This is a genomic window from Paenibacillus cymbidii, assembly GCF_004764705.1.
Classification (GTDB): domain Bacteria; phylum Bacillota; class Bacilli; order Paenibacillales; family NBRC-103111; genus Paenibacillus_AN; species Paenibacillus_AN cymbidii.
The window spans coordinates 22,231-45,602 of sequence record NZ_SHLX01000045.1; the positions used below are offsets into that span (position 1 = coordinate 22,231).

The 23,372-nt window shown below is 58.5% G+C and carries 14 protein-coding genes; 6 read left to right on the plus strand and 8 right to left on the minus strand.

The annotated features are described in order from the left end of the window. Window position 1 precedes the first annotated feature (1 nt). Both EXY20_RS35565 and EXY20_RS35570 read right to left on the minus strand, forming a co-directional pair. Entirely contained in the window at window positions 2–796 is a 795-nt protein-coding gene (locus tag EXY20_RS35565; RefSeq protein ID WP_135557183.1) for an ABC transporter permease, read from the minus strand. Then, entirely contained in the window at window positions 793–1,821 is a 1,029-nt protein-coding gene (locus tag EXY20_RS35570; RefSeq protein ID WP_135557184.1) for an ABC transporter ATP-binding protein, read from the minus strand. Before EXY20_RS35570 ends, EXY20_RS35565 begins: the two co-directional genes overlap by 4 nt. Before the next feature lie 496 nt (window positions 1,822–2,317). Here EXY20_RS35570 and EXY20_RS35575 point away from each other — a divergent pair, with 496 nt between their 5' ends. Together EXY20_RS35575 and EXY20_RS35580 are read left to right on the plus strand one after the other, a co-directional pair. Beyond that, entirely contained in the window at window positions 2,318–3,556 is a 1,239-nt protein-coding gene (locus EXY20_RS35575) for an LCP family protein (RefSeq protein WP_135557206.1), read from the plus strand. 81 nt (window positions 3,557–3,637) lie between these two features. After that, window positions 3,638–5,002, plus strand: a complete 1,365-nt coding sequence (locus EXY20_RS35580; protein ID WP_407944954.1) for a glutamate-1-semialdehyde 2,1-aminomutase — start codon at window positions 3,638–3,640, stop codon at window positions 5,000–5,002. Window positions 5,003–5,355: 353 nt separating this feature from the next. Here EXY20_RS35580 and EXY20_RS35585 read toward each other — a convergent pair whose 3' ends face one another. The 5 genes from EXY20_RS35585 to EXY20_RS35605 all read right to left on the minus strand — a co-directional run bounded on the left by EXY20_RS35585 (window position 5,356) and on the right by EXY20_RS35605 (window position 12,131). Next, window positions 5,356–6,327 carry a sialidase family protein gene (locus tag EXY20_RS35585; protein WP_135557185.1) on the minus strand — a complete coding sequence of 324 codons (972 nt, stop codon included), beginning with the start codon at window positions 6,325–6,327 and terminating at the stop codon, window positions 5,356–5,358. A 4-nt stretch (window positions 6,328–6,331) separates the two neighbouring features. After that, entirely contained in the window at window positions 6,332–7,933 is a 1,602-nt protein-coding gene (locus EXY20_RS35590; protein ID WP_167859754.1) for an extracellular solute-binding protein, read from the minus strand. A gap of 115 nt (window positions 7,934–8,048) precedes the next feature. After that, window positions 8,049–8,939: a carbohydrate ABC transporter permease gene (locus tag EXY20_RS35595; RefSeq protein WP_235886357.1), complete on the minus strand. Its 891-nt coding sequence runs from the start codon at window positions 8,937–8,939 to the stop codon at window positions 8,049–8,051. A 13-nt stretch (window positions 8,940–8,952) separates the two neighbouring features. After that, on the minus strand, window positions 8,953–9,861 hold the full coding sequence (locus EXY20_RS35600; RefSeq protein WP_135557187.1) for an ABC transporter permease: 909 nt from the start codon (window positions 9,859–9,861) through the stop codon (window positions 8,953–8,955). 221 nt (window positions 9,862–10,082) lie between these two features. Then, on the minus strand, window positions 10,083–12,131 hold the full coding sequence (locus EXY20_RS35605) for a helix-turn-helix transcriptional regulator (protein ID WP_135557188.1): 2,049 nt from the start codon (window positions 12,129–12,131) through the stop codon (window positions 10,083–10,085). A gap of 593 nt (window positions 12,132–12,724) precedes the next feature. Here EXY20_RS35605 and EXY20_RS35610 point away from each other — a divergent pair. Continuing rightward, entirely contained in the window at window positions 12,725–17,272 is a 4,548-nt protein-coding gene (locus EXY20_RS35610; protein ID WP_207671393.1) for a glutamate synthase-related protein, read from the plus strand. A gap of 286 nt (window positions 17,273–17,558) precedes the next feature. On the opposite strand, the gene EXY20_RS35615 is transcribed toward EXY20_RS35610, so the two are convergent. After that, on the minus strand, window positions 17,559–19,181 hold the full coding sequence (locus tag EXY20_RS35615; protein WP_167859755.1) for a copper amine oxidase N-terminal domain-containing protein: 1,623 nt from the start codon (window positions 19,179–19,181) through the stop codon (window positions 17,559–17,561). Between the two features lie 334 nt (window positions 19,182–19,515). Between EXY20_RS35615 and EXY20_RS35620 the strand changes: the two genes are divergently transcribed. From EXY20_RS35620 to EXY20_RS35630, 3 genes are read left to right on the plus strand one after another with little or no spacing between them, the layout of a single operon-like run. Continuing rightward, window positions 19,516–20,604 carry a GerAB/ArcD/ProY family transporter gene (locus EXY20_RS35620; RefSeq protein WP_167859756.1) on the plus strand — a complete coding sequence of 363 codons (1,089 nt, stop codon included), beginning with the start codon at window positions 19,516–19,518 and terminating at the stop codon, window positions 20,602–20,604. After that, window positions 20,601–22,178: a spore germination protein gene (locus tag EXY20_RS35625; RefSeq protein ID WP_135557192.1), complete on the plus strand. Its 1,578-nt coding sequence runs from the start codon at window positions 20,601–20,603 to the stop codon at window positions 22,176–22,178. The genes EXY20_RS35620 and EXY20_RS35625 overlap by 4 nt, the downstream gene beginning before the upstream one ends. Continuing rightward, a complete protein-coding gene (locus EXY20_RS35630; protein ID WP_135557193.1) occupies window positions 22,159–23,328 on the plus strand; it encodes a Ger(x)C family spore germination protein in 1,170 nt (389 codons plus the stop codon). Before EXY20_RS35625 ends, EXY20_RS35630 begins: the two co-directional genes overlap by 20 nt. Window positions 23,329–23,372: the final 44 nt, after the last annotated feature.

Consider the following 23,372-nt stretch of genomic DNA (forward strand, 5'->3'; position numbering starts at 1 on the left):
CTCACCCTCCCTGCACGAACAGCCGCGTGCGCGCCGTCCGCCACATCAGCACAATCGGCGCGGTCAGCAGCGCGCACCAGAACGCCTGCACCGCCAGCACATTGCCCATCGACACGCCGCTGACGTAGCCGCTGAACACGGCCCCCGGCAAGTAGGTAATCGCCTGGAACGGCAGCAGCTCCAGCACATCTTTTGCCCACGCGGGGAAAAAGGCGATCGGCACGATCAAGCCGGAGAACAAATCGACGGCGACGCGTTTCATGCGCATCAAACCTTCGTTATTTTCGAGAAAAAAGGCACACAGCCCGGTCAAAATGTTGATTTGCGAATTAATCAGAAAGCTGAATACGAGCATGAGCAGGAACAGCAGCCAGACGCCGACGCCGCTCGGCAGCCGGACCGGAAACAGCAGCCATACCAGCACCATGCCCGGCGTCGAAAACAGCAGCAGGCGGAACAAACCTTCGCCGGCTCCCTGCATCATTTTGACCAGCAAATATTGATACGGCCGGATGAACTGGATCGCCACGCTGCCGTCGCGGATGTCGTTTGCGATTTCGCGGTCGAGGTTGTTGAAATAGAACGCCCGCGCCATGTAGGAGACGGCGACGTAAGTCGTCATCTGCGTCATGCTCATGCCGACGATCGCGTCGTTGCCGGCGTAAATCGCCTTCCACATGAAATACTGCGCACCGATGTTGATCAAATAAATCGCGATGCCGCTGTAGTAATTGACCCGGTACGCCAGCATCGTCAGAAAGCGCAGCCGGATAAATTCCAGGTAAGCGCCGATCATACGGGCACACCCTCCCGCTGGCCGGCGGCCGAGCCGGACTTGTAAATTTCGCGCACGATGTCGTCGGTGTTCGTCTCCACGATGCGGATATCCGCAATCGGCAGCGAAGCGGTGACGCGGCTCAGCACTTCGGAAATGCTCGTTTCCTCTGCGGGAACCCACACGCTGGCCGTCACGTCGTTCTCGCGGCGCCACTCGACCGTCAGACCGGCCGTAAGCTCGGCCAGCCGCGGCGCTTCCACCGGCGACGTGAAGTGAAAAACGATTTCTTTTCCTTTGCCCCAGCGCGCTTTCAGCTCGTCGAGACCGCCGTCATATATAATTTGGCCGTCATCGAGCATAATAACTCTCGAACAAAGCGCTTCGATATCCTGCAAATCGTGTGTCGTCAGCAGAATGGTCGTTCCGTACTGCTTGTTCAGCGTCTTCAGAAACGAACGAATTTCCGTCTTGACCACAATATCGAGCCCGATCGTCGGTTCGTCGAGGAACAGAATCGCCGGGTTGTGCAGCAGCGACGCGGCAAGCTCGCAGCGCATGCGCTGGCCGAGGCTCAGCTTGCGCACCGGCCGGTTGAGCAGCTCCGCCAGCTGCAGCCGTTCGGTCAATTCGTCCAGACGGGCGCGGAATTCGGCTTCCGGCACGCGGTATACTTTGCGCAGCAGCTGGAACGATTCGATGACGCCGATGTCCCACCACAGCTGGCTGCGCTGACCGAAAACGACACCGATGCCGCGCACGAACGCTTCGCGTTCCTTATAAGGTACATAGCCGCCGACAACCACTTTGCCCGAAGTCGGGACAAGAATGCCGGTCAGCATTTTGATCGTGGTCGATTTGCCGGCGCCGTTCTCGCCGATGTACCCGCAAATTTCACCTGTTGGGATTTGGAAGCTGATGTCGTTTACCGCGGTGACGGTGCGGTACTGCCGTTTGAATAAATCGCGCAACGCTCCGGAAAGCCCGGTACGGTTCACTTGTACGGCGTATTCCTTGCGCAAATTTTCTACATCGATGGCAAGCACGGGCGCTTTCCCTCCCCATATATGGAGTTTAGCTTGCTAAACTCTCTCTGCTTAAGTCAAGCGGCATACGAAACTTTTGCTGCATACGTTTCGTCTAATTGTCTAGCGGACTCGATTATTGTCCAATTTTGCGGCCAACATCTATAATACCTCATGCTCATCCGTCCGCAAAATGAAAAAACCTACATCGAGGCCTTTCGAAGATGAGCGACCGCGTTCAGAGGTAGGTTTTATCGCCAAATAGAATTTGCCATTTCCGATTCATCCGGAACCTTATAAATTCTATTGTGGTAAAGCGGACACCGCCGCTGATTCAGCGGCTGCGGTTCAGGTTAACTACTCCTGAGTCGCCTTGTCGAAACGCAGGCAACAAGCGGCTGCATTCCTTTTCTGACGGCGAAAGTTTCCCGGGAAATATCGGTGCGGCTAGCACAGTCAAACACGAACACGATTGGACTGATCCAGGGAAGGAGCAAGGCTCGTGCGCAAAAAAATCATGTGGATTTCGTTATCTGTCCTCTTAGCGGTTTTTGGATTCGGCGGTTATTATGCCTATTCCATTTACAATTCGATCAGCCATTTTCAGAAAAAACCGGGCGAATCGCTCTTCCCGTCCTTTACGCCGCAATTGACCGGCATGTCCTCGACGGAAACGCCCGCTCCTCCGCCCAAATGGGAAGGCAAGGAGCGCGTCAACGTGCTGCTGATGGGCGGCGACTCGCGCGGCCTGGCCAAAAACGAAGTGCCGCGCTCGGATACGCTGATGGTCGCTTCGATCGATCCGTCGACAAAAAAAGCGACCTTGATGTCGATTTTGCGCGATACGTATGTGAAAATTCCCGGCCACGGCGAAGACCGAATCAACGCCGCGATTACGATGGGCGGGCCCGATCTGGCGATGCGAACCGTCAGCAACTTGCTCGGCATCCCGATCCAGTATTACGTGTACACCGATTTCAAAGGGTTCATCGCGCTCGTTGACGCCGTTGGCGGCATCGATATCGACGTGGAGAAGGACATGAAGTACAGCGACAGCGAAGACGACCATATTTACGACATCGATCTGAAAAAAGGGCTGCAGCACTTGAACGGCAACACCGCGCTGCAATACGTGCGTTTCCGACACGACGCCACAAGCGACTTCACGCGCACGGAGCGGCAGCGCAAGTTTCTCGCCGCGGTCGCCGACAAGCTGCAATCGACGACGTCCCTGCTCAAGCTGCCGAAAATCCTGCAAAGCATCGACCCGTACGTCGAAACGAACTTGTCCGTGATGGATATGCTCAAGCTCGGCTCGCTGGCGATGGACGCCAAAACGAGCGGCATGGCCAGCGCGCAAATTCCGCCGACCAATATGCTGAAGGAAATGAACGTCGGCGGCGCATCGGTGCTCGGAGCCGATCCCGACGATCTGAAGCAATACGTTGCCGACCTGTTCGCAGGCACGTCCGACGACAGCAGCGATGCCTCGACGGCCGATAACGGCGCCGGAACCAACAACACGACCGGCACGTATGGCCCGTACGGCACCTCCGGCTACGGTTCGCCGGGCGCCAGCTATACGCCGACGCCAACGCCGCGGCCGACGACGAAACCTTCGGCGACCAAGGCGCCGGTTGCGACGAAGAAGCCCACGCCGAAGCCGCTGCAGACGCCGAAGTCGCCGACGGAGTCGACTTACCGGCTGGGCGCCATGGGCTTGCCCGGCGGCCAAACGGCGCCGGCGCTGCAGTAGCCGGCCGGTTTGCGAAACCGTTCCCCCGTTGCGGGGGACGGTTTTTTTGGTTGCCCGATTTTCGATAAGTTTGCTATAGTTATGGCAGCCATCACGAAGAAAAGAGGTTCCCCATTGAAACCACGCATGCGATCCGAAAGATTGTACGATGAAGCGCAACGCCATATCGTCGGCGGCGTCAACAGCCCGTCGCGCTCGTTCAAGAGCGTCGGCGGCGGCGCGCCGGTGTTCATGAAGCGCGGCGCCGGCGCTTATTTCTGGGATGCAGACGACAATCGCTACATCGACTACCTCGCCGCTTACGGACCGATTATCCTCGGCCACGCCCACCCGGACGTAACCGAAGCGATCGTGCGCGCCGCGCAGAACGGCGCGTTGTACGGCACGCCGACGGAGCTGGAAATTACGTTCGCGCGCATGCTCAAGACGGCGATTCCGTCGCTGGACAAGGTGCGGTTCGTCAATTCCGGCACCGAGGCCGTCATGACGACGATCCGCGTCGCCCGCGCCTACACCGGCCGCAGCAAAATCATCAAATTTGCCGGCTGCTACCACGGCCATTCCGACCTGGTGCTCGTCGCCGCCGGCTCCGGCCCGTCGACGCTCGGCATCCCCGACAGCGCCGGCGTGCCGGCCAGCATCGCCGGCGAAGTCATCACCGTGCCGTTCGGCGATATCGACGCCCTCGCCGCGGCGCTGGCCCGCTGGGGCGCGGAAACGGCAGCGGTCATGATCGAGCCGATCGTCGGCAACTTCGGCATGGTGATGCCGCCGCCCGGCTATCTGGCCGAGCTGTGCCGGATAACGCGGGAATACGGTGCGCTCGTCATTTATGACGAGGTCATCACCGCGTTCCGCTTCCATTACGGCGCGGCCCAGACTTACGCCGGGCTCATCGCCAGCGAGGAAGAACGCCGCGCGATCGAACCCGACCTGACCGCGCTCGGCAAAATTATCGGCGGCGGTTTGCCGATTGGCGCCTACGGCGGGCGCAAAGACATCATGGCGCAGGTGGCGCCGCTTGGCCCGGCTTACCAGGCCGGTACGATGGCGGGCAACCCCGCCTCGATATCGGCCGGCATCGCCTGCCTGCAAGCGCTGGCCGCGCCGGGCCTTTACGCGCGGATGGACGCGCTCGCCGCCCGGCTGACCGGCGGTTTAACCGCAGCGGCGGACAAGCACGGCGTGCCGCTTGTCGTGAACCGCATCGGCGGCGCCTTCTCCACCCACTTCTGCGATCATCCGGTGCACAATTACGACGACGCCGGCCGAACCGACGGCGAAGCGTTCGCCCGCTTCTTCCGGCTTATGCTCGAGCAAGGCATCTGCCTCGCCCCGTCGAAATACGAGGCGTGGTTCCTGACCGCGGCGCATACGGAAGCGGACATCGAAGCAACGATCGCCGCGGCGGAACACGCGTTTGCGACTATGGGCCGCGGCAAGTAGGCTCACAGGCGGCTTACTCAGTCGAGTCACATCGAATAACAGGAAAACCCCCTGTTATTTCGCGACAAATTCGTCCATTTGCCAAAATAAAAGGAAAACCTCCCGTTATTTTGCCGCGTTTGCCCGGATTTCGGGCAAATGGCGAAAATTAACGGGAGGTTTTCCCGCTATTTCTCATTTTCCTGCAAAAAACGGAAAAATAACGGGAGGTTTTCCCGTTAAGCCTGCCGCCAAGCCTGCCGCCAAGCCTGTCGAGCACGAAAAAAAATCGCCTCCAAGCCGATGCTCGATCCGAAGATCGAGCTCGTACTTGAAGGCGATCTGCACATCAGTGTGTCGGCAGCTCGGCCAGCTCAACAAGTAAACCGGCGATAAACGATGCGCTGCCGGTTCCAGGTGTAGGTCACGTGCACACCGCTGCCGCTCGCGACGATCGCCGGGTACGAAAACTCGCCGGCTTCGTCCGCTTCGAGCACGTGCAGCCGCTCCCAACCGGCGCCGTTGTCGCGCGACACGTCAATGACGAGTGGCGTGCGCGGCCCCCAGTCGGCCGCTACCGGGTTGTAGGCGAGCAACAGCCGGCCGTCGTCCAGCCGCACGAGATCGATGCCGCTGTTGTTGTTCGGCAACGCCGTTGCGTAAGCGGTTCCCCAGGTGAGGCCGCCATCGTGCGAGTCGCTGCGGAAGATGCTCCCTTCCGTGCTGCGCAGCAGCATATGCACGTTGCCCGGCGCCGATTCCCACAACGTCGGCTGGATCACGCCCCTGCGCTGCAGCTGCTTGCGGTGCAAAGGCACTCTTGCGCTTTTCGCCCAGGTGACGCCGCCATCGCGCGAGCGGTCGACGAACGCGTCCCAATTTCCCCGCTCGATCGAAGCCGGCGCCAGCAGCGTGCCGTCCGCGCCGACGATCGGCTTGTTTTTCACCGGCCCTCTGCCGCCGGAATCGTCGCCCTCCACCAGCTGCCGGGCAGCAGACCACGTATGGCCGCCATCCTCGGAAACAACGACCATCGAGATCCAATCGGGAATGTCCCATCCCGTTTTGTAAACGAGCACGATGCCGCCGTCCTGACGTCCGAACAGCACCGGATTAAAATGCGGCAAATGCTGCTCCCCCGTCACATTGACCGGCTTACTCCAACCGCCGTCCTTGCGAATCGCGCACCAGATCGCCACATCCCCGGCCCCCTCCTCCGTGCCGCCGAACCAGGCGGCAAGCACGCTGCCGTCCGGGAGCGGGAGCACGGTCGAGGCATGGCAGCTGGCAAACGGCCGCTCGTCGCCGAAGATGAATTCATAACGTGGCGGTACCATGACGGTCATCGTCTCACTTCCCTACGCGCGCCAACGCCGTATTGTAGATCGTTTCAATGTCGAGCGCGCCATTGTCGATCAACTGCTGCGAAAACTTCGCAAAGTCGTCGAGCGGTCTGACGCCCATAATAAATTTGTCCAGCTCCTGATCGACAATCGTATCCACTTTGGACTGCAGCGCTTTTAATTTATCCGTTTCTTCCTTCGTAAAGCTCGGCTGCAGCGGATTGACGAATTGCCCCGCGTCCTTGGCGAACAAATCGCTCCAGGTGACGAGATCGCCAGGCGACAGCGCCACCATCGGATGCTCGTCGACATACAGTGCGAACCCGAGCGCGCCGGTTCCGAGCGCCGATTGCATCGCCCGCAGCGGATCCTGCTTGTCTTTGAACTGATCGATGACGCTTTGCTTCACCTTCGGCTGGCCGTTTTCCATCGTGTAATGCTCGCCGAGCACGCCATAACTCGTCGCGTAAACGCCTTCGTCGCTGTACATCCAATCGAGCAGCTTGACGGCGGCGATCGGGTCGCTCACTTTGGAGCTGATCGCGTACATATCCCACCAATGCAAGTCATACTCCAGGCCGCGTTTTTGCCCTTTTGCATTTTTCAGCAGCGGAATTTGCTCGAACTTCGCTTCCGGCTCTTTCACTTGCAGCGCCTTATTGAAATTGACCGCAAACTGGTTGTTGTCGAGGTAGAAGAACGAGCGGCCCGAGCTTAGCTTCTCCTGCCACGTTTGCGCCGTATTGACCGCATAATCCGGGTCCAGCAGCTTCTCCTTGTACAATTTATTCAAATATTCCAGCGGCGCTTTATATTCCGGATGCGCGGGACCGTACAAATATTTGCCCGCTTCCGGCTCGAAATAAATTTTGTTGCCGGAACCGAAGTTGAAGGCCACGTATTTCATGAAATAGGTGACGCCGAGCCGGAACGTGATCGGGCTGCTGTTCGGGTAGGCGGCCTTCATCTTTTTCAACACCTCGTACAGCTCGTCGTACGTCGTCGGCACCGGCACATTGAGCTTCTGCAAAATATCCGTGCGAATCATCGGCTCGTACCCGTTGCGAAGGCCCCACTTGCGCATTTGCGGGAAACCGTACAGCTTGCCGTCGATCATCAGCTTTTTGATTTCCGGCGTGGCGTCCATCAGTTTTTTGAAATTGGGCATGTAGGCCAAATAATCGCTGATCGGCAGAAACGCGCCCGTTCTGGCATACTGATCGAGATCGGAACGGCCCAGGTACATAATGTCCGGGATATTGTTCGTGGCGAGCAGCGTTTTTTTCTTTTCGTCGTAACTGCCGGGGACCGGCTCGAGATTTACTTTAATATTCGTTTTTCGGAAAATCTCCTGAATCGCCGGCGCATCGACAATAAGCGGCTGCGATGCGTTCTCGGGCAACACTACCCTGAATGTCACCGGTTTGTCGACCAGCTTGCCGGAAGCGCCCGGGCTTGCTGCCGGCGCCGCCGAAGCGGCGGAAGAAGATGCCGGCGGCGAAACCGACGGGGTGGATGTTGTCGTTGTCGAACCGGAGCTGCAGCCAATCGCCGCAACCGCCATCATCATGCTAAGCGCTCCGGTTGCCCATACCTTTCCTCTTGCCATGCTACATGACCTCCACTTGTGGAATTGGTGAATGAAACGTATAGGATCGACCTGACGCCCGCCCTTGTCTGCCGCTTCCCTCCCCCGGATCATTGGCGGGCCCGTCAAAGCCGCTTCACCCTTTCAGCGAACCTACCAGCGAACCTTTGATAAAATATTTTTGAATAAACGGATAAACGGTGACTATCGGCAATATCGTCGCGATGATGACGCCGAATTTGACATTCGACGCCGTGACCAGAAAGCTTTTGGACGACGACGTTCCGCCCATCGCTTCCGCCTGCGTGGCCATTTCGCCGGAAATGACGATGTTGCGCATCAGCAGCTGCACCGGGTATTTGCTCTTCTCGTTCAAATAAATCAGCGACGGAAAGAAGCTGTTCCAATGCCATACCGCATAAAACATCGTCATCGTCGCCAGCACCGGCAACGACAGCGGCAGCACCAGCCTGACGAACACGGTCATATCGTTCGCACCATCCATCATGGCCGACTCGTGAATTTCCTCGGGAATTCCCTGAAAGAACGTGCGCATGATAATCATGTACCAGACATTGATCGCCGGCGGAATGAGGATCGCCCAGAACGTATCGACCATGCCAAGCGAATGGACGACCAGGTAGGACGGGATCATGCCTCCGCCGAAAAACATCGTAAAAAGAATGATAAAAGATAAGGTCGAACGCCCGTACAACCTCCTCCGCGAGAGCGGATAAGCGCACAGCGCAGTCATCGCGACATTGACCAGCGTGCCGAACGCCGTGTAGAACAACGTATTGCCGTAAGCGCGCATCAGCGACGGATCGGCAAAGATGATTTTATACGTTTCGAAGTTGATCCCGATCGGCAGCCACCTGACATCGCCCCGCGCCACGTACAACCCGTCGCTGAGCGAAATAATCGCCATATAATAGAGCGGATAAATCACCACAAGCATGAGCCCGCACATGACGAGCACATTCCCCGCATCGAACAGACGCGCTCCCCAACCGCGATTTTGTTCCACGGCCAGTCCCCCTTTACCATAAACTCGTCGAGCCGGCGAAACGCGCCAGCCGGTTGGCCGCCGCGATGAACGCCAGGGCGATCACGGATTGGAACAAGCCAACCGCCGTGGCGAAGCTGAAATCGCTCCCGAGCAGCCCTCTGCGGTACACGAAGGTCGAAATGACATCCGCCGTTTCGTAAGTCGGTCCGGTGTAGAGCAGCAATATTTTTTCATAACCGACGGTCATAATATTGCCGAGCGTCAGCAGAAACATGATCGTGACGACCGGAGCGATGCCCGGCAAGGTGATATGTACCGCTTGTTTCCAGCGGTTGGCGCCATCGATTTTGGCCGACTCGTACAACTGCGGGTCAACCGCGGTCAACGCCGCCAAATAAATGATCGATCCCCAGCCGAGCCCCTGCCAAATTTCCGACGATACGTAAATGGTGCGAAACCAGTCCGCCCGCATCAGAAACGGTACGGACTCGCCGCCCAGACTGACGACGATCCGGTTGACGAGGCCTTCGCTCGACAACAGATTGACGATCATGCCGCACACGACGACGGTCGACAAGAAGTGGGGCAAATAGCTGATCGTCTGCACCACCTTCTTGAATCGCGGCCGACGCAATTCGTTCAGCAGCAAGGCAAGGACGATCGGCGCGGGGAAATAAAAGCACAGCAGATACAAATTCAGCAATACCGTGTTGCGCACGAGCCTCCAGAAATAAGGATCCTGCAAAAACTCCCGGAAATACCGCAAGCCTACCCAGTCGCTTCCCCACACGCCTTCGAACATGTTGTAGTCCTTGAAAGCGATCAATACGCCGAACATCGGCCCGTAGTGAAAGAGCGCAAAATACACCATGGGAAGCAGCAGCATCGCGTACAAATATTTGCTCTCCGCGAAACGTTTCCACACCAGCCTGCCGTTCATACAACCCCTCCGTCGTTGATGTCGGCTTCAGTATACCTACAGGCAGGCCGCGCCGGGAACGTGCAACTCGCCCCCTGCTGTGCCAATTGTCCCCCACGTCCCGTCCTTGTGCCAAATATCCGCTTTTGTTTCATTGCCGGAACGATCGAAAAAAAGGACCCCGCCTCCACATTGCAGTGGAAGCTGAGGTCCTTTGCCCCTGAAGGCGGCGGGCGGCGCATTCATTCGCCGGCGATGCGGCGGTATTCGTTGGGCGTGATCCCTTCGGATTTTTTGAACAAGCGGATGAAGGTCGAGCGGCTGAATATGCCCACGCGTTCGGATATTTCCTGCACGTTGCTGTCCGTGTTCCGCAGCAGCTCCTTCGCTTTGTCGATGCGCACGCTGCTGATGTAATCGGTTAAATTGATCCCGGTCTTCTCCTTGTACAAGCGCGAGATGTATTTGGCGGAAACGCCGGCTTCGTCGGCAATGACGTCAAGGCTCAAATTGTCCGCATAATGCGCATCGATATAACGAATGACCGAAGCGACAAGCGTGCCGCTCTTGTCTTCCGCCGGGAACGCGGTCCTTTTTTCGTCGGCGGGCGGGTAATGGAAGTCTTTGGATTCTTTCAGCGAGGCGGCGTCGACGATGGCGAAGTCGCGCTGCGAACCGCAACGGGAAAGCGCAATTGCGGCATCGAGATACGACTGGTGAATGCCGGCAATCGAGTCATACCGCTTGCCGATCCCGATATGGATCGTACAAAATTGGGCGTCGTAGGAAAACGTTTCGATCAGGTTGCGCAGCCCCTTCGCCAATTTGCGGCCATCCGCATCGCCTTGCGAATCGGCCATGCAGATGTAGCCGTTGCGGCTGTCTTCAAGCACGTAGGCCGGAAGCTGCTCATTCAGCAAGCCGTGAATGACCGTTCGCAGTTTGCCGATAATAACGAACCGGTCGACATCCTGCACTTCGCGATAAAACGTTTCCTTGAAGCCGAAGCGGATCAGCACGCACTGCAGCGAGTTCTCCGGGAAGCCGATCCGTTCGGCAACGATGCGCTGAATTTCGGCTTCGTCTTTGGCATCGCCGCTTTTGATCCAGTGATACAGCACATGGTTAAAATAGTCGGTGCGGACGATATCCAGACGGCCTTGAGAAATGCGATCGCGTTCGATCAAGCGGGAAATGCCGGCGCCGATCCGCTCCAGCTCGCTTTTCTTCGAAGCGACGGCCGGCGCCGCGGGTTCTTCCCGATCGCCGTGCAGCACGAGAATATCCCGCATTTTGCGGATGGGGCTGTAAAGCCGCTGGGCGAACAAGAAGGAGAAAAAAACGCCGACCACGACAAGCGCGGCGCAGATGAACACGATCAGCCGCAGGATGTCGGATGCTTGCTGGGCGAACGCCGATGTCGGCGTAACCGAATAGTATTTCCAGCCGTACGTATCCGACTTCACATAGGTCACCACGGACATCTTGCCGCCGATCTTCATCTCCGTCGAGACCGTCCGGCGGGATTGGAATTCGTTGTTGATGCGCACGAAATCGTTGTCGACGATGTCATCCTGCCTGCTTGCCATCACGAGCCTGTCGTTGCCGTCGAACACGGCAAAACGCGTCGAAGCAAACGCGCTGTTATTCAGCAGCGTGCGGTAAACGGTATCCGCGGCGATCGTGACCACCATGATGGCCTTGTTTCCGTTAAGAGTCGTGCGAATGACGAACGGAATCGTCCGCTTCTGAATCGAATCGCTTTGATTCACGAGCGAAGGCTCCAGAAACTCCACGTACCTGTCGTCATGAATGACCTGCTCCCAGAATGCCGCATCGTACTTTTCGAAACGGTAGGAAATGCCGAAAAACGTGCTGAAATCTTCGACCCCTTGCCCTGTGTACACTTTGGAACGGTCCAGATAAACAAAAAGCTGGTCGGCGAGATCGGAAATGACATTGTGCGCGCGCGACAGCACCGGGGCAATTTGCGGCACTTGCGCGTACAGCTCGGGGGTATACTGGTCGTAAGGACGAAGCAGCGTTTGCACGTTTTTGTCGTACAGCACGTTCATGCTCGTCTCCTGGGCGGTTCGCAAGTAAATATCGATCGTTTTTGCGGACGCGCGCAGGTTCATGTCGATTTTGTAGATGAACTCGCGTTTGAACCGATCGGCCACATTGACATAAACCATGTAACCGATAATAACGGTTGGCAGCAGCAGGGACAGGAAGGAAAGCAAGATGCGAATAAACATTTTGTTCGTCGTATAAAATGCCCTCACCCGCACGGTCGATCCCTCCCGTCACATAAACTTAAAGATTAAGTTAATTTACTGGCCGCCAGCGGCGCAACAGGCTCGTTTGTGGCCTATTATACCTTGCCGCATGACCGCTAACAAGCTATTTCTTCCGGCTGCCTCAACAATCTCACACCCTATGTCAATTACGAACGATAATCATATATTCAATGCCGTTCGTTCGTCTTTCACAAAAAAATAAAAAATCTTCAGAATCCTTGCTATTCTTAGATTATTCACAGATTATGCAATTTCGATAGCGCTTACATTTTGCCAAACAGCAGTCTCCTATTGTCGGAAAAGCGAAATCGTGCTATCCTATATTTACTTTTTATTGCAATTGGCTAAGCCAGGCGCCATCAATGATTTACCATTTTTCCAGGCAGATGGATCGCCGCGAAAAGCTGCTATTCGAACGGATATTCGTCGCCGCTCGGCAGCGCCCGACAGGCCCCCTCTTCCCCCCGTTTCTCCGCTCCGGGGCCACATTTATGCAGGACCGTTGTATTTTTATTCATTATCTATACACATCAGGGGAGGTGGGGGTCAGAACTATTTCTGACCGACTCGACATGAATCCGATTATGAGAAACGAAGGACGCTTTCAGCATTTGCTGCAAACCGAACACGACAGCTGCGGGATCGTGTGCGTAATCGAAAAGAACGGTTATCCGTCCCGCGACAATATAAGGAAGACGATCGACGCGCTCGTCAAGATGGAGCACCGCTCCGGCTTTATCGGCGGCGAAGGCGACGGCTGCGGCATTCTCACCGACATTCCGCGCGCCTTGTGGGAGAAGCAGCTGCAGGAAGCCGGCCTGGACGGCAAGCTTGCTTACGACGCGCGCTTCTCCGTCGGCCACATCTTCGTGCCGCGCAAGCTGGACGTTTCCGCCGCCGACATGCAGCGCGATATTCGCGAGCTGTTCGCCGCTCACGGCGTCTCCATCGTGATGGAGCGCGAAAGCCAAACCGACAGCGCCGCCCTCGGCAAAAACGGCCGTCACGACGAGCCGGTCTTCTGGCAAATCGCTGCGACCTGCGAGGAAGCGGACGGCGTGAAGATCCAAGGCAAGCTGTTCGAGCTGCACATCGCCATCGAGAAAAAGCACCACGTGCATGTCGCCACGCTCAGCAACGTAACGACCGCCTATAAAGTGATGGGCGCCGCCAGCATCCTGCCGAAATATTTTCACGATCTGCGCGACCCGCTGTTCGCGGCGCAAACGACGATCGGCCACAACCGCTACTCGACGAACACGCTGTCCAGCTTCTTCCGCGTGCAGCCGTTTTCGCTGCTCGGTCACAACGGCGAAATCAACACCGTCAAGAAGATGCGCCTCGAAGCCGACATGGTCGGCGTCGACCTCGTCGACGGAGGCAGCGATTCGCAGGATATGAACCGCACGATCGAAACGTTCATCCACCGCTTCGGCCTGAGCCTGTTCGAGGCGATGGAAGTCGTGTTCCCGCCGATCATCAACGAAATGAAGCTGTTCCGTCCGGAGCTGCAGGATATGTACGTTTATTATCGCCAGATTTGGGGCCATTACGCGCAAGGGCCTGCCGGCATCGTCTCGCGCTACGGCAACGAATGCATCTTCAGCGTCGATGCGCTTGGCCTGCGTCCGCTCTGGATGGTGGAAACCGAAGCGTCGCTCTATTTCTCGTCCGAGCAAGGCGTCGTGATTGCCTCGGACATGGTGGCCGAACCGAAGCCGATCGCCCCGGGAGAGAAAGTCGGCGTCGTGCTGACCGGCGGCCAGCCGGTGCAAGTCGTCGCCTATCCGCGCGTGCAGGAGCTGGTGCTGGAACGCGTGTCCGCGCGCATCGACGCCGCCGGCCTGCGCAAGCACCTTGCAGGCGCCAGCGCCGCTGCCGCAACGAAGCAACTCGCCGCGCCGGAAGTAACCGACGCGTTCTACAGCGCGTTCGGCTGGGATCGCGAAGGCATCCAGCAGATCGAAACGATGGCCGAAACCGGCGCCGAACCGATCCGTTCGCTCGGCCACGACGGCCCGCACGCGGCAATCAACTGGGAGCGCCAGAACATCCCGGACTTCATTAAAGAGAGCGTAGCCGTCGTCACCAATCCGGCGATCGACCGCGACCGCGAGATGGAGCACTTCTCGACGCGCATCGTCGTCGGTCCGCGCCCGGCGATTTACAGCCAGCCGGACGACCGGCTGCGGCTTGAACTGCTCTACCCGCTCCTGCTCGAAGGAGCGAACGGCGAAGGCAGCTACGATGCGCTGCATCAGCTGTCGTTCGAGCAGCTGCTCGAAGCGTTCCGCGCTCATGCCGGCGAAGGCGCTTATGTGGCGCTGTCGACCACGTTCGCCCGCGGCGCGAAGCTTAGCCAGGCGCTCGACGACCTGGCGGCGCAAGCGATTGCTGCCGTTCGCGGCGGCGCTTCGCTCGTCGTGCTCGACGACACGGACGCGCACACGAACGACCGCCTCTGGTTGGACCCGCATCTTGCGGTGTCCAAGGTCGACATCGCGCTGCGCGGCGTCAAGCTCGGCCACGGCGACAACCTGCGCCGTCAGGCGACGATCGTGCTGCGCTCCGCCGCGGTGCGCAGCCTGCACGACATCGCCGTCGCCGCCGGCCTCGGCGCCGACCTGATTTCGCCTTACGCGCTGTTCGCGACGGCGGCGGCCAAGAACGGACCCGCTGCCGCGCATAAAGTGTTCTCCGCCCTGTCCAAAGGGCTGGAGAAAGTGATTTCGACGATCGGCACGCACGAGCTGCGCGGCTATACGCGGTTCTTCTCGTCGATCGGGCTCGCCCCGGAAGTGGCGGACGTGCTCGACATCGTCAACTACCTCGGCAGCGACGCCGCAGGAACGGGCTTCGCGCGGCTGGAAGCCGACGCGGAAGCGCGCTACGCCGACTTCGCCAATCCGAAAGCGAAAGCCGGCCGCAACTTCCACTTCTTCAACCGGATGTGGAAGGCGTTGAACGAAGCCGCTGCGGGCACCGCGCCCTACAGCGACTATCGCGACAAGCTGCGCGAGGAAGAGCTGAAGAACCCGATTTCGATTCGCCACGTGGCGGATTTCAACTATGCCAAATCGCTGGCCGACGGCCGCAAGCCGCTCGACCCGTCGCAAGTCCGCATCAATGTCGGCGATCATGACTTGCCGATGCTCATTTCGTCGATGTCGTTCGGCTCGCAGAACGAAACCGCGTTCCGCGCTTACGCCGAAGCCGGCGAACGCCTGAACATGGTGACGATGAACGGCGAAGGCGGCGAAATCAAAGACATGCTCGGCAAATACAAGCGGACGCGCGGCGCGCAAGTCGCATCCGGCCGCTTCGGCATTAACGTCGAGCTGGCGAACGCCGTCGCTTTCCTTGAGATCAAGATCGGCCAGGGCGCGAAGCCGGGCGAAGGCGGTCACCTGCCGGGCTCGAAAGTAACGGCGAAGATCGCCGCCGCTCGTAATGCGACCATCGGCTCCGACCTGATTTCGCCGTCGAACAATCACGACATTTATTCGATCGAGGATTTGGCGCAAATCATTTCCGAGTTGAAAGAAGCAAGCGGCCGCAAAGCGAAAATCATCGTCAAAGTGCCCGTAGTTCCGGGCATCGGCACGATCGCGGTAGGCGTCGCCAAAGCGGGCGCCGACATCATCACGCTGTCCGGCTTCGACGGCGGCACGGGCGCGGCGCGCATCCACTCGCTGACGCACGTCGGCCTGCCGACCGAAATCGGCACGAAGCTGGCGCACGTCGCCTTGATCGAAGCCGGCCTGCGCCACCGCGTCGAGCTGTGGTCGGACGGCGGTCTCAAGTCCGGCGCCGACGTTGTCAAGATGATGCTGCTCGGCGCGAACCGCTGCGGCTTCGCCAGCCTGGCGATGCAATCGATCGGCTGCACCGCTTGCCGCGGCTGCCATCTCGATACATGCCATGTCGGCATCGCGACGCAGATCGACTCGATGGAGGAAGCCGAAGAGAAAGGCTTGCGCCGCTTCGTGCCGCGCGAGTTCGACCTCGCCGTCGAATCGCTCGTTCGTCTGTTCGGCTCCATGGGCGAAGAAGTGCGCGAGATTGTCGCCCAGCTCGGTTTCGCCGACGCGCAGGAGCTGGTCGGCCGTTCCGACCTGCTGCTCCAATCGGCCGCCCACGACCGGATCGACTTGTCCGACCTGCTGCGCCCGGCGCCGCTGCAATTCATTTCGGCCAAACAAGCCGAAGCGGAAGCCGCCGGCGTGGAGGTTTCCTCCGACATCCGGATCGCGGCCGGCGCCGAAGGGCAAGAGCAATTCCCGGATTCGCTGTCGTTCGCAAGCGCCGTGGAGCGCAACTGGTCCGCGGTTGAAGCCGATACGCGCATCCTCGGCAGCCGCTTCTCCAGCCACCGCGTACGCGACCGGTTCGACGGCAGCTACGCGAACCTGCCGAAGGTGAAGCTGTCGCTGACCGGCGGTTCGGTGCCGGGCAACGGGCTTGCCGCGTTCAACGCGAACGGCGTCGACATTACCGTACATGGCGGCGCGGAAGACGGCGTGGCCAAGATGGCGAACGGCGGCAAGGTCGCCGTGTTGAAAGCGCCGGGCAAGACGCAAGCTTACATCAACGGCTCCGTCGGCAAATCGTTCGGCTACGGCGCCCAGAAAGGGCTGTTCCTCATCCAGGGGAACGCCGACACGCGCGCGTGCATTCGTTTCTCCGGCGCCGACGTCGTCTTCGGCGGCGAAATAACAACGCCGCTGCAGGATGAGCTCGGCGGGCTGGCCGGCCGCGCGAACCTGAAAGGCTTCGCGTTCGAATACATGACGAACGGCCGCGCCGTTGTCATGGGCGATCCGGGCCCGTGGATTTGCGCCGGCATGACCGGCGGCGTCGTGTACCAGCGGCTCGTGCCCGAGATGGGGCTCGACCAGGCCGCGATCGAACGCCGCATCGCCAAGGGCGCCAAAGTCAAGATCGAAGCGCTGGGCGCGCAAAGCGTCAAAGACTTGAACGAGCTGCTCGGCGCCTATCGCGACGAGCTTGCGGCCAGCGGCCAGCAAGAAGCCGCGGCCAAGGTCGACGGGCTGCTCGCCGACTTGAAAGCGAACTTCGTGCGCATCTCACCTGTCGGCCTGCAAGCCGATCAGTCGGTGGCCACGGAGTAACTCTCCTTCTCTAAGCAAACAGGTACCGTTCCGTGGGGACGGTACCTGTTTCGTTTGTGGCGCCAACCAAGCTTGGCGGTTGCGCAATAAGCCCGATTTTATTGCCTATTTGCGCAAAAAGAGGGGGTAAACGGGAAATAGCCAGTGAAATCACTGGCTATTTCGTGAGAATGGGCTGATTGGGAGCTATCTGATGCGAATAGCCAGCGATTTCACTGGCTATTTTTGCCGAGGCGGGCCGAATCGGGCGAATAGGCCATTTTTCATTGCCTATTTTGGAAGGAAGCTACTCCTTCGTCACCTGAATCATCCGATACTCGTCGTTCCATTCGATCGTCCCGCCGAGTGCCTTGACGATAAACCGCAGCGGCACGTAACTGGTGTCGTCGCGCACGATGACCTCATGCCCCATGTCGGTATCGACGCCGTTCACCTGGGCGATCGCACCGCCGCTGGTCGGGATCACAATCGTTGTTCCGGCGAACGGATCGGTGACGACGATCGTTTTCGTCTTGTCGTTCCACTCGACTTTGACGCCCAGTTGGTCGCTGATATACCGGGTCGGCACCATCGTCACGTCGTCGGCAATAAACGGCAGCCCCAGTTCGGCCGAATAAGCCCCGTCTCCCATCGGCAAATAAAACTGTTTGCGCAGCACGTGGAGATCGTCCTTCAGCAATTTGAACACGTTCGAGTTGCGATCGAGGTTCAGCAGCAGATCGGACGGGTTCGTCTCTTTCGTCACCGCCAGGCTGCCGCCGGATACGTCGATCGGGTCCGCCTTGACCGCACCGTTCACGTTCCAGAACTCCGACGCAACGGTAAGATGCACCGCGGAAACCCCGCCCATGTTCGCCATCCTCGGCGCAATCATCAGCGCCGTGTCCGCCTTGCGCAGCTTCAGGTCGTGATCGAAGTACAGCTCGCTTTTGACATACGTCGTGTCATTGAACACTTGCTTGAGCGCTTGTTCGCCGTCTTCGCCGATGCCGGCAAGCCCAACCGTCGCAATGGTCAGCACTTGTTTCACTTCGGTGTGAATGACTTCGATTGCCGTTTCGCGATCGTTCCAAATGTCCCGGATGCCGTTCAGCAGCGGCATGACGGACGCCGGAGCGGCGCCGAGAGCGTCTCCCGTCAAACCCGTCGCTTCGCCCGCCGCCATCTTGTCCAGCTCCTTCGCCACAATCGGCTGCAGCGCGTCGTACACTTGACCGATCAGTTCCTTCAGCGCCTGATCGTCCTTCATCATATTGAGCAGCAGCCGCTTCACCAACGGCAGCAGCTCCGTGCCGTTCACTTCCCCGCTGAGCTTGAACAAGTTCAGCGATTCGCCGTGAACGGTGGCGTCGACGTTCGAGACGCCGATCTTCGCCGGATTCGGCAGCTGTTTGATGAGATACGACATGATGCTGCGGGACAATTCGGGATCGCTCAGCTTCTTCTGCAGTTCGGCGATGACGCCGCCGTCCGCCGAAGCCGCCGCTCCCCCCTCGCCGGTTACGGCCGCTGTGTCGATCACGATCGGCTTCTTCGCTCCTTCGACCTGGAACGTCAGCCGCGGCCCGTCCACGTAGAACCGGAACGGAATATTGCGCCCCGCGACAGCGAGCGTTCCGGCCGCCGACATACGCTCCGCATTTTCCACTTTAAGCGCGTCCAGATTGAGTTTCATCGATTGCAGTAGCTTAAGCATCGCCAGTTCATTCGGGTCGGCGCTCTTCTCGTCGACGACAAGGTCGAACGCCAGCGACACCTTGCCTTCCATCGCTTTCGGCACGAACGTGTCGCTCAGCGCTTTGTTGATGTCGAGGCCGCCGATTGCTTCGCAGCCTGCCAATACGAGGATTGCGGCAAGGAGCAGAGCGCCGGCTTTCAGAGGTTGTTCAAAAAGCCATCTTTTGATCACGAAGCTTAATCGAGAAGCATATTCGGCATCGAATCTTGCGTTCACCCTCGAAGTCCGTTGCTCATTTAGGTTTTGCCTAAACTCCGCTACTCCTTCTTCAGGTTCTCGCAACCTTCTCGGTGCTGAAAAGCCGGCTTTTTGAACTCGCAATTTCAGTGCGATCTTGCGGAAATTCATGTCGAAGTTCTCCTCCATATGTTGGAATTGGCAAACGATTACAACATTCCTTGGAACAATTCGACGACAGGATTTCTTTTCCTCTTTGGCCGAATAAATACTTTTCGTCAGGGAAAGCTAAAGTTTGCCGCAAATGGGGATCGGGGGAGGCGATAATTTGAGAAGTTTGTCGTACGGGCAATTATTCATGCTGGGGATGACTTCGGTCGGGTTCTTGAATCACGTGGTTCTCATTCCCGTCATCCTGGAAAAATCGCAGCGCGACGCCTGGGTTGCCGCCATTGCCGCCGGGCTGCTGTTCTTGCTCTGGACTTCCGTCATCGCCTTCATTATGCGCCGCACCGCCCAGCAGCCCTTGTTCGATTGGCTGGCCGAACGCTTCGGACAACCGGTGTCGTGGCTGTTTCGAATTGCCTTCCTGCTGTTTCTGACAATGATGGGCGTCGTTACGCTGAACGATACGACGACCTGGACGAAAATTTCATACTTGCCGCATACGCCCTACACGCTGATCGCCATTATGTTCTGCCTTTCCTGCCTGCTTGCGGCCACGTACGGCATTCGTACATTGGCGCTGATGAACGGGCTGGTGCTGCCGCTTATCGTCCTCTTCGGCTTTTTCGTCATGAGTGCCAATTTTGCCCATAAGGACTATTCGCTGCTGTTTCCCATATTCGAGCACGGGCTGGCGCCGATTCGCGACGGTATCGCCGTGGCCGGCGGCGGTTTCGCCGAATTGCTGCTGATCCTGCTGTTCCAGCATCATATCGTGCGCCAGGTGCGCTGGCCGTTCCTGCTGCTGATCGCCGTCATGCTGATCGGTTTGACGCTCGGTCCGCTTACCGGGTCGCTCGCCGAATTCGGCCCCGCCGAAGCGTCGAAGCACCGGTATCCGGCTTACGAGCAGTGGCGGCTCGTGCGTCTCGGCAATTATATCGAGCATGTCGATTTTTTGTCGATTTATCAGTGGCTGGCCGGCGCCTTCATCCGGCTGTCGCTCGTTCTTGTCCTTTCCGCCGAATGCATGCCGTTTGCCGGATCGCAACAACGGCAACGCAAGGTGTGGATGCTGCTGCTATCGTTCCTGTATATCGCCGCGACCTTGTATCCGCTTAGCGATACCAACTATTTCGCTTTTCTGGAAATGTACTATTTTCAAATCTCGCTCTTCTTCCTGTTCTCCGTTTCGCTTATCTTGTCCGCTCTCGCGCTGGCGAGCGGCAAACGCAAGGAGGCGGCCACATGACGAAACTCGCCAAGCTGTTTCGGCGCCATTACGCTCAAAGCGGGCTTGCGCCGGCTATAGACACTTCTGCCGTGGAACCCGGCGAACCGGTCAGCGAGCCGATGCTGCGGCGATTGTTCCAATTTTGTGCCGACGTGCATATCCAGGCCGGCGACAACGGCGACTCTGCGAATCCGATGCCGCTGGTGATCGTGTTCTGCGAAGGGCTGACGAACCTGGACTCGATAACCGATCAAATGCTGGCCTACATCCGCGAGCAAATGCGGCTCGAAACGGACGAAACGGCGCCGTCGTTCGGCAACCGGATCACGAACGCCCATACGCTCCGGCTGAAGCGGCTTGCTCCCGACACAGCCCCGCATCTGTTGGTCGATCTGGTGTTCTCCGGTTCCATGCTGCTTCACTTTCCGCTCGAAGGCCGGACCTTTACGGTCGATATTGCCTCCGTGCCGCAGCGTGCGCCGGAAGATTCAAATGCGGAAAATTCGATTCGCGGCTCCCGCGACGGTTTCATCGAGGAGTTGGACATCAATGTCGCGCTGATCCGCAAGCGGCTGGCGACCAATTCCTTGTGCTACGAGCGGTTTACGCTCGGCAGGAGAAGCCGGACGCAGGTCGGTCTGCTCTATATGCGCGACCTTGCGAGCCCGGCAACGATCGAAGAATGCCGCAAGCGACTCGCCGCAATCGATGTGGAAGCCATCTCCAACAATGCGCAGCTGGAGGAACTGCTGACCGGGGACCGGTTGACGCTGTTTCCGCTCACCGATTATACGGGGCGGCCCGATTACGCCGGCTATGCGCTGATGCAGGGGCGGTTCATCCTGCTGGTGAACGGTTCTCCTACGGCAACGATCGCGCCTGCGAACATCATGCTGCTGTTCAGCAGCCCCGGCGACGCTTACAGTTCGATGCTGTTCGCTACCTTCACCAGACTGCTGCGCATTTTCGCGTTGCTGCTTTCCTTGTTCTTGCCCGGCTTCTACATCGCGCTCGGCGTTTTTAATCCGGATCAGCTTCCGCTCCCGCTGCTCGCCACCATCTCGGTGGCGCGTCTTGGCACGCCGCTGTCGGCGCCGTTCGAGCTGTTTCTGATGATCATATTGCTGGAGCTGTTCCGCGAGGCCGGGCTGCAGCTTCCGAAGCCGATCGGCTCGACGATTACGGTCGTCGGCGGGCTCATTATCGGCGACGCCGCAATCCGCGCCGGCCTCGTATCACCTTCCATCATCGTCGTGGCGGCGGCATCGGTCGTCGCTTCTTCGACGCTGGTCAATCAGAACCTGATCGGTTCGATTACGGTGATCCGCATGGGCGTATTCCTGTTCTCCTCTACGCTCGGATTGTTCGGGTTTCTGCTCGCGATTCTGTTGCTGACGCTCCACCTGGTGCAGCTGGAGTCGTTCGGGCTGCCTTATATGACGCCGCTGTCGCCGCTCGATGTCAAACAATTGCCTTTCAGCTTGCTGCGGCTGCCCTGGCAATTGAAGACAAAGGCGCTGCAGCCCTGGCTCAAGAAGCAAACGCAAGAAGCGGCGGCGGAGAAAAATAACCATGACCCGTCTGAAGCGTAACCCCGCCCGTGCGCTGCTCGCCTTGTTTGCCCTGGTGTCGCTTGGCGGCTGCTGGGATGCCAAGGAGCTGCAGAATGTCGCCTACATCACCGCTCTTGGCGTCGACTACGAGAATAACGAATACATCGTTTACCATCAAATGCTGGAATTCTCCAATGTCGCCAAGGAGGTCGTCACGAAGTCGGAGCCGTCGGCGGGCACGTGGGTTGCGATCGGCAAAGGCAAAACGTTCGGCGAGGCGTTGAACAGCATTATGCCGTCCACGCAAATCCCGCTCAATTTTGGCCAAATGACCGCCATTGTGTACAGCAATCGGCTGCTCGCCCGCGGCGGCGACGAAGTGTACGACATCACGAACCGCTTTCGCGATGTACGTTATACCAAATGGGTGTTTGCCACGGACGATTCGCTTGCCGACATTTTTTCGACCGTGCCGTTATTCCGCATGCCCCCGCTGCAGTCGGTCCTGCATTCGCCGGAAGAAGTTTACCGCCAATCGTCGATCGTCGAACCGATTTCGTTTCTGCGGTTTATCCGGGCGTACAATGAACCGGGCATGACCGTTATGCTGCCCAAGCTGGCGATCAACAGCAGTCACTGGCTGGAAGGCGGCAAGCCGCACAAGCTGCTGGAAATCGACGGCGTCTACCTGATTGCCGGCAATAAGCTGAAGGGCTGGCTCAGCAATGAAGAGGTGTGGGGAACGCGATTGTTTCAACCGACGGCCAAACAAATTGTGACGAGCTTAAAGGACGACAACGGGGCCTACATCGCTTCCGTTGTCATCACGAACCCGCGCTTCCTCTTTTCGACGCGGCTGGAGGAAGGAATGCTGCGGACCAGACTGAAGATCCGCGTCACGTTTGCCGTTACGGAGTTGGTCCGCAACGTTTCGGACGAGGAAGTGATTGCGGCCACGATACGAACCATCCGCGAGCATATCCAGCGAACGTACCGGCTCGGGCTGCGGCAAGGCGTCGATATTTACAGCATTCAGGAAACGTTCTACCGCAGGCACCCGAAGCAATGGACGGCGCTTTCGTCCGTACGGCCGCTGCCGCTGAACGAGCAATCGCTCGAAGAGATCGAAATTATCGCCAAACTGCAAAATGCCGGCAAATACAAGCTGCGGATCAAAGCGACGCCTTAAATCGGAAAGGGCCGCCCTCGTCGTTGACGGGGCAGCCCTTATTC